Below are 8044 nucleotides of genomic sequence, written 5' to 3' on the forward strand. Positions count from 1 at the left end.
CGCCACACACCGCCAACACACAAGGAGGAAGGAACCGACGATGTCGTTCACGTACCCGGTATCGAGGCCCGCCCTGGACGGCAGAGAGCTCGAATACGTCACCGCCACCGTCGAGGACGGCTGGATATCGTCCCAGGGGCCGATGGTCCAGCGCTTCGAGCGCGCCTTCGCGGACTACAACGCGGTCGCGCACGGTGTCGCCTGCTCCTCCGGGACGGCCGCCCTCACCCTGGCCCTGCGGGCCCTGGGCATCGGCCCGGGGGACGAGGTGATCGTCCCCGAGTTCACGATGATCGCCTGCGCGTGGGCGGTCACCTACACCGGCGCGACGCCCGTGTTCGTCGACTGCGGGGACGACCTGAACATCGACGTCACCCGCATCGAGGAGAAGATCACCGCGCGGACGAAGGCGATCATGCCCGTCCACATCTACGGCCGGCGCTGCGACATGGACGCGATCATGGGCATCGCGTACCAGTACAACCTGCGCGTGGTGGAGGACTGCGCCGAGGCCCACGGCGTCCGCCCGGTCGCGGACATCGCCTGTTACTCGCTCTTCGCCAACAAGATCATCACCTCGGGCGAAGGGGGTGTCTGCCTCACCGACGACCCCAGGCTGGCCGGGCAGCTGGAGCATCTGCGCGCCATGGCCTTCACCAAGGAACACAACTTCCTGCACAAGAAGGTCGCTTACAACTACCGGATGACCGCGATGCAGGCCGCCGTCGCCCTGGGCCAGGTCGAGCGGCTGGACGAGATCCTCGCGGCGCGCCGCACGATCGAGAAGCGCTACGACGAGGGCCTCGCCGACGTCCCCGGCATCACGCTGATGCCGCCCCGGGACGTGCTGTGGATGTACGACCTGCGGGCCGAACGCCGTGAGGAGCTGCGGGCGTTCCTGGCCGACCGGTCCATCGAGACCCGGCTCTTCTTCAAGCCGATGAGCCGGCAGCCCATGTACCTCCACCCCGACTGGCCCTCGCTCAAGGCGAACGACTTCGCCGAGGACGGGCTGTACCTGCCCACCCACACCGGGCTGACCGCCGCCGACCAGGACTTCGTGATCGGCGCGATCCGCACGTTCTACGGCGTCGGCCGGCCGGCCCGTCCGCGAGGGGATGTCCGCACATGACGCGATCCGCACCGCAGGTGGTCGAGTTCCCGCTGCGCGGTCCCGGCGTGCCCTTCCCGCCACCCGGTTACGCCGACTACCGCGGGCAGGAGGGGCTGGTCCCCTCGCGGCTGCCCAACGGCGAACGGGTCTGGCTGGTCACCCGGCACGAGGACGTACGCGCCGTACTGACCAACCCGAAGATCAGCTCCAACCCCGAGCACAAGGGCTTCCCGAACGTGGGCGAGAGCCTGGGGGTGCCCAAGCAGGCGCAGATCCCGGGCTGGTTCGTGGGGCTGGACTCCCCGGAGCACGACCGGTTCCGCAAGGCGCTCATCCCGGAGTTCACCGTCCGGCGGATCCGGGAGATGCGGCCGGCGATCGAACTCACGGTGGAGGCGCGCCTGGACGCCATGCTGGCCGCCGGCGATTCCGCCGACCTCGTCGCCGACTTCGCGCTGCCCATCCCGTCCCTGGTGATCTCGTCGCTGCTCGGCGTGCCGCCGACCGACCGCGAGTTCTTCGAGTCCAGGACGCGCACCCTGGTCGCCCTCCGCGCCTCGACCGACCAGCAGCGGCAGGCCGCCTCCAAGGACCTGCTGCGCTACATCGGCCGGCTGGTCGAGATCAAGGGGAAGTGGCCCGGCGACGACCTCGTCAGCCGGCTGCTGGCCACCGGTTCGATCGCCCCGCACGAGCTGTCGGGCGTGCTGATGCTGCTGCTCATCGCCGGCCACGAGACGACGGCCAACAACATCGCGCTCGGCGTGCTCACACTTCTGACGAACCCTCAGTGGATCGGTGACGACCGGGCCGTGGAGGAGACACTGCGCTTCCACTCGGTCGCCGACCTGGTGTCCCTGCGGGTGGCGGTCGAGGACGTGGAGATCTCCGGGCAGCTCGTCAGGGCGGGCGAGGGCATCGTGCCCCTGGTGGCCGCGGCCAACCACGACGAGACCAGCTTCGAGTGCCCCCACATGTTCGACCCCTCCAGGTCCGCCCGGCACCACGTGGCCTTCGGCTACGGCGTGCACCAGTGCCTGGGGCAGAACCTGGTGCGGGTCGAGATGGAGATCGCCTACCGGAAGCTCTTCGAGCGCATCCCCACCCTCGAACTCGCCGTGCCCGCCGAGGGGCTGGCCTACAAGCACGACGGCGTGGTGCACGGTCTGCACGAACTGCCGGTCCGCTGGTAGACGCCGCCCGGTCCCGCCCGCCGGACGCGCCGCAGGCCGCCCGGCGGGCCCGAATCCACCGCAGGAGAGACATCGACATGCGTTTCACCGCCGACAACGGCCGCTGTGTGGGAGCGGGCCAGTGCGTGCTGACCGCGCCGGAGGTCTTCGACCAGGACGAGGACGGGCTGGTCACCGTCCTCGCGGCCCCCGGCACCGGCCAGGAGGCCAAGGTCCGGCTGGCGGCCGGCCTCTGCCCGTCCCAGGCGATCACCGTGCAGGACGACTGACGCCCGCCCCGGGATGATCCGCCGACCGCGTTCCCCAACCGACGAAAGCGCTTGAGATCCGGGAGTGATGGTGCCCGTCCACACAGATGACCACGCGATCGATCCGCCCGCCGCGGGCGGCCGGAGGTTCGACGTCACCGAGGCCCAGGACCTGCCGTCCGGGCAGGCGGGAACCGACGACGGCGTTCCCCCGAACGGCACGGCGGACGCCGCCGAGCCCGTGGCCGTCATCGGCATGGCCTGCCGGCTGCCCGGCGGAGCCGATTCCCCCGAGGCCCTGTGGGAGTTGCTCTCCGGTGAGACCCACGCGATGTCCGGCTTCCCGCGGGACCGCGGCTGGGACCTCGACCGGCTCTTCGACGACGACCCCGACCGCCCCGGCACCACCTACGCGCGCGAAGGCGGCTTCCTGCACGACGCGGGCCACTTCGACGCGGGCTTCTTCGGCATGTCCGACCAGGAGGCGACGGCGACCGACCCGCAGCAGCGGCTGCTCCTCGAAGTCGCCTGGGAGGTCTTCGAGGAGGCGGGCATCGACCCGACGGCCCTGCAGGGAACCCGCACCGGCGTGTTCACCGGCGCGACGCACCGCGACTACGCCGCCAACTCCTCCGTCGGGCAGGGCGCGCTGGAGGGCATGCTCGGCGCCGGGACCGCCGGGAGCGCGGTCTCCGGACGCATCGCGTACACCTACGGGCTGGAGGGCCCCGCGCTGACGGTGGACACCGCCTCCTCGTCCTCCCTCGTCGCCCTGCACCTGGCCTGCCGGTCCCTGCGGTCGGGCGAGTCCTCCCTGGCGCTGGCCGGCGGCGTCACCGTCATGGCGTCACCGGCGCCGTTCACACATTTCTCCCGGCTGCGCGCGCTGTCCCGGGACTCCCGCTCGAAGGCCTACGCGGACGGCGCCGACGGCTCCGTCTGGTCCGAGGGGGCGGGGCTGCTCCTGCTGGAGCGGCTCGGCGACGCCCGGCGCAACGGGCACCGCGTCCTGGCGCTCGTACGGGGCTCCGCCGTGAACCAGGACGGCGCCTCCGACGGGCTCACCGCGCCGAGCGGGCTCGCGCAGCAGCGCGTGATCCGTCAGGCCCTGGCCGACGCGCGGCTGGCGCCGCAGGACGTCGACGCCGTGGAGGGCCACGGCACCGGCACACCGCTCGGCGACCCCGTCGAGGTCCAGGCCCTGCTCGCCACGTACGGCAGGGAGCGGCCCGAGGGACGCCCGCTGTGGCTGGGATCGGTGAAGTCGAACATCGGGCACACACAGGCCGCCGCCGGAGCCGTCGGGGTCATCAAGACGGTGCTCGCGATGCGCCACGGCCTGCTGCCCGAAACCCTGCACGTGGACGCGCCGACGTCCCGGGTGGACTGGTCCGCCGGCTCGGTACGCGTACTGACCGAGGCCCGGCCCTGGCCCCGGGAGAGCGGGCGGCCGCGCCGGGCCGGCGTGTCCTCGTTCGGGCTCACCGGCACCAACGCCCATGTGATCCTGGAGGAGGCGCCGGCCGAGGACGTCGCGGAAACCGGCACCGCGGAGATCCCGGAGCCGGACGGCGGGACGGCCGTGCCCTGGATCCTGTCCGCCCGCAGCCGGGCGGCGCTCCGTGCGCAGGCACAGCGGCTGGCCGAGCGCGTGCAGGCCGACCTCGGGCTGACCGCGCAGGACGTCGCCTACTCGCTGGCCACCACGCGCGCCCGGCACAGGCACCGGGTCGTCATCAGCGGTTCCGGACGGGCGGAACTGCTGTCCGCGGCGGCGGGGTTCGGGAACGGCGAGCGGGCCGCCGGGGTCACCGCCGAGGACTCCCCGCCGGGCGGGCTGGCCATCGTCTTCCCCGGACAGGGCGGCCAGCGGCCCGGCATGGGACGCGCCGCGGCCGGGGCGTTCCCCGTGTTCGAAGCCGCTCTGCACGAGGTGTGCGCCGCCATGGATCCGTTGCTGGACCGGCCGCTCACCTCGGTGATGTGGGCGGATCCGGACTCCGAGGAGGCGGTACTCCTCGACGACGCCACCTACGCGCAACCGGCGCTGTTCGCCGTCCAGGTCGCCCTGTACCGGCTTTTCGAATCCTGGGGCGTGATCCCGGACCGCCTGGTGGGGCACTCGGCCGGCGAGACCGCCGCCGTTCATGTGGCGGGCGGGCTCGACCTCAAGGACGCGTGCATCCTGTCGGCGGCCCGGGGCAGGCTGATGGACGCGCTGCCGCCCGGCGGGGCGATGGCGGCGGTCCGTATCTCGGAGAGCGAAGTGGCTCCGTGGCTCGCCGGGTTGCCGGACCCCGTGTCGATCGCCTCCGTGAACGGGCCGCACTCCCTCGTGCTCTCGGGCGCCGAGGCGCCCCTGGCCGCGCTCACGGACCGGCTCGACGCCGCCGGCCACAAGTCCCGGCGGGTCGCGGTGCGGGGTGCCGCCCACTCGCCGCTCATGGAGCCCCTGCTGGAGGAGCTCGGCGCGATCGCCCGCACCCTGTCCTATGCCGCGCCCGCCATTCCCGTCGTCTCGACCGTCACCGGCAGGCACATGACCGCCGAGGACGCCCACGATCCCGACTACTGGGTGCGGCACCTGCGGGATTCGGTGCGCTTCAAGGACGCGGTCGACCGGCTCCGGGACGAACGCGTCACCGGGTTCCTGGAGCTGGGCCCGCATCCGGCACTCACACCGATGATCGACGAGTGCCTGGAGTCCGCCGGTCCCGGCTACGGGGCCACCATCTCGCCGAGCCTGCGCGCCGGGGAGAGCGAGCCGCACTCCTTGCTCACGGCGGTCGCCCGGATGCACGCCCATGGCGTTCCCGTCGACTGGCGCGCGGTACTGCCCGGGGCGCGGCCCGTTCCCCTGCCGACCTACGCCTTCCGGCGACGGCGGTTCTGGCTGACGTCCGCTCCCGTGGACCCGGCGGCCGTCGCCGTCGTCACCGACGACGGACCGGGCGACGACGGGCCACCGGAACTCGCCACCCGGTTGACCGGCCTCGACGGGCCCGAACAGGACGCGCTCATAAGGGACTTGATCCTCACCGAGACCGCGGCGGTGCTCGGCGGGGAGGAGCCATCGGCCGAGGGGGGCAGGGCGGCGTTCAGGGACATGGGTATCGGCTCGGTCGGCGCGGTCGAGCTGCGCAACCGGCTCATCGCGGCCACGGGCGTGCGGCTTCCGGCCACGCTCGTGTACGACCACCCCACGCCGGACGCCGTCGTCCGGCTCGTACGCGACAGGCTCTCGCGCACCGCCGCCCCGGTGCGCGACGTGGACTCCGTCGTGGCCGAGCTGGAGTCCCTGCTCACGGAGGGTGCGGAGCTCTCCGCGGAGACGGTGGCGCGGCTCAGGGCGGTGACGGCGGGGCGGGGCGGCGGGACGGGCGGCTCCACCGGCGGCGTTCCCGACCTGGCAGCGGCCAGTGACGACGACCTGTTCCGCCTGCTGGACGCGACGAGTTGACCCGCGGGCGCGGGCCCCCTTCCGGGGGACCGCGCCCACTCCGTGGGCCTCCGCGTCCACGGCACACGCCGCCCGGAAATTCCCCGCGCGGCACTCGGAACACTCATCTGCGGGAGATCAGCCATGAGCGGGCTCGCTCGACCCACCGCCCGGACGGGCGAGGACATCATGATCGAGGCGGACGGCGTCAGCAAGGTCTTCGGTTCCCTGCGCGCGCTGGACTCGGTGAGCGTATCCGCGCGCCGGGGCACCGTACTCGCTCTGCTCGGACACAACGGAGCGGGCAAGACCACGCTCGTCAATGTCCTCACCGGCGCCCTGCCGCCCACTTCGGGAAAGGCCGCGGTGGCCGGTTTCGACGTCTCGCGCGACCCGCACGAGGTGCGCAAACGCGTGGGGCTGACCGGCCAGTTCGCCTCGGTCGACGCCCAGCTCTCGGGGCGGGACAACCTCGTCCTGCTGGCCCGGCTGCTCGGCGCGGACCGCAAGGCGGCCCGCGCCAGGGCCGACGAGCTGCTGGAGCTGTTCGGCCTCCAGGACTTCGCGGCGCGCCGGCCGGGCACGTACTCCGGCGGGCTGCGCCGGCGGCTCGACCTGGCCGCCTCCCTCGTCGGCCACCCGGACGTCGTCTTCCTCGACGAGCCGACCACGGGCCTGGACCCGTCGAGCCGGCTGAACCTGTGGGAGATCGTGGAGGACCTCGTCGCCGGGGGCACCACGGTCCTGCTCACGACCCAGTACCTCGACGAGGCGGACCGGCTCGCGGACTCCATCGCCGTGCTCTCCGCCGGCGCGGTGATCGCCAGCGGCACCGCCGCCGAGCTCAAGTCCAAGGTGGGCCAGCGCACCGTGACGGTGGCCCCGGAGGACGGGGCCGACCCGGCCGTGGCCTGCGAGGCCATACGGCGGGCGGGCCTGGAGCCGGTGGTGGACCGCGCGAACGGCACGATCGTCGTCGTCATCGAGGCCTCGAAGGACGCCGCGGTCGTGATCAGGGCCCTCGACGGGGCGGGGATCGAGATCACGGAGCTGTCCTTCGGGGAGCCGACCCTCGACGACGTCTACCTCACCCTGGCCGAGCGGCCCACCGGATTCACCTCGTGAACCGCCCGTGTACATCGCTCAACGCACAGATCGTGGAGACTCCATGACCACACAACAGATCCTCGGAAAACCCGACTCAGCGCCGCCGGTCCCGGAAGACACCCCGGGGCCGGCGATTGCGTGGGACGGCAGTTCGTTCCTCACCCAGGTCCGGATACTCACCGGCCGGTCGCTGCGGGCGCTGGTGACCGACCCCGGCGTGATCGTCTTCGGCCTGGCCCAGCCCGTGATCCTGCTGTTCATGCTCACCCAGGTGTTCAGCGGGATGGGCATGCCGCCGCACTTCCCCAAGGGGATCAGCTATCTCGACTTCGTGATGCCGGCGGTCCTGGTGGACAACGCGGTGCACTCCGCGATCCAGTCCGGGATCGGGGTGGTGGACGACCTCAAGAACGGCATGGTCGCCCGGCTGCGCTCCCTTCCCATCCACCCCAGTTCGCTGCTGATCGCCCGCAGCCTGGCGAACCTGGTCCGCGCCGCGGTGCAGATCGCGATCGTCATCGTGCTGGCCGTCACCGTTCTCGGCTACTCCCCCAAGGGCGGCGCGGGGAAGCTCCTCGCCTCGGCCGGGCTGGTGCTCTTCATCACCTGGACCCTGGGGTGGGCGTTCATCGCGGCCGCCGCGTGGCTGCGGCGGGCGGAGCCCATGCAGAACCTCGCGGTCATCGCGATCTTCCCGCTGTTGTTCGCCTCGAGCGCCTATGTCCCGGTCGCCGACCTGCCCACGTGGCTGGGCACGGTCGCCAAGGCCAACCCGCTGACGTACGCGATCGACACGACGCGCGCCCTCGCGCTCGACCTGCCCGGCGCCGGTGCCGTGCTGCCCGCGTTGCTCATCAGCGTCGGTATCGCCGTCGTGGGCGGCGTACTCGCGGCGGTGGGCTTCCGCCGTCCGCTCTGAGCCGACTGGTTTCCTTCAGCTCCG

The 8044-nt window shown here is 72.4% G+C and carries 6 protein-coding genes; all 6 read left to right on the forward strand.

Annotated elements, in window-relative coordinates; translation table 11 throughout:
* The first annotated feature begins 40 nt into the window (after positions 1-40).
* Positions 41-1132, forward strand: a complete 1092-nt coding sequence (locus ACWD4A_RS00035) for a DegT/DnrJ/EryC1/StrS family aminotransferase (RefSeq protein ID WP_451187246.1) — start codon at positions 41-43, stop codon at positions 1130-1132.
* Positions 1129-2307, forward strand: coding sequence for a cytochrome P450 (locus tag ACWD4A_RS00040; RefSeq protein ID WP_451187247.1), 1179 nt, complete (start codon positions 1129-1131; stop codon positions 2305-2307). Before ACWD4A_RS00035 ends, ACWD4A_RS00040 begins: the two co-directional genes overlap by 4 nt.
* A gap of 77 nt (positions 2308-2384) precedes the next feature.
* A complete protein-coding gene (locus ACWD4A_RS00045; RefSeq protein ID WP_451187248.1) occupies positions 2385-2576 on the forward strand; it encodes a ferredoxin in 192 nt (63 codons plus the stop codon).
* Between the two features lie 70 nt (positions 2577-2646).
* Complete coding sequence (locus tag ACWD4A_RS00050) at positions 2647-6015, forward strand: type I polyketide synthase (RefSeq protein WP_451187250.1); 3369 nt, start codon at positions 2647-2649, stop codon at positions 6013-6015.
* Between the two features lie 123 nt (positions 6016-6138).
* Positions 6139-7119: an ATP-binding cassette domain-containing protein gene (locus tag ACWD4A_RS00055; protein ID WP_451187252.1), complete on the forward strand. Its 981-nt coding sequence runs from the start codon at positions 6139-6141 to the stop codon at positions 7117-7119.
* A 43-nt stretch (positions 7120-7162) separates the two neighbouring features.
* On the forward strand, positions 7163-8020 hold the full coding sequence (locus ACWD4A_RS00060; RefSeq protein WP_451187254.1) for an ABC transporter permease: 858 nt from the start codon (positions 7163-7165) through the stop codon (positions 8018-8020).
* Positions 8021-8044 lie beyond the last annotated feature (24 nt).

The organism is Streptomyces sp. NPDC002537, from assembly GCF_053594975.1.

Bases quoted from the DNA above. Each gene is read 5' to 3' on its own strand.
- ACWD4A_RS00035 (WP_451187246.1), top strand. From the start codon at position 41: ATGTCGTTCACGTACCCGGTATCGAGGCCCGCCCTGGACGGCAGAGAG.
- ACWD4A_RS00040 (WP_451187247.1), top strand. From the start codon at position 1,129: ATGACGCGATCCGCACCGCAGGTGGTCGAGTTCCCGCTGCGCGGTCCC.
- ACWD4A_RS00055 (WP_451187252.1), top strand. From the start codon at position 6,139: ATGAGCGGGCTCGCTCGACCCACCGCCCGGACGGGCGAGGACATCATG.
- ACWD4A_RS00060 (WP_451187254.1), top strand. From the start codon at position 7,163: ATGACCACACAACAGATCCTCGGAAAACCCGACTCAGCGCCGCCGGTC.
- ACWD4A_RS00045 (WP_451187248.1), top strand. From the start codon at position 2,385: ATGCGTTTCACCGCCGACAACGGCCGCTGTGTGGGAGCGGGCCAGTGC.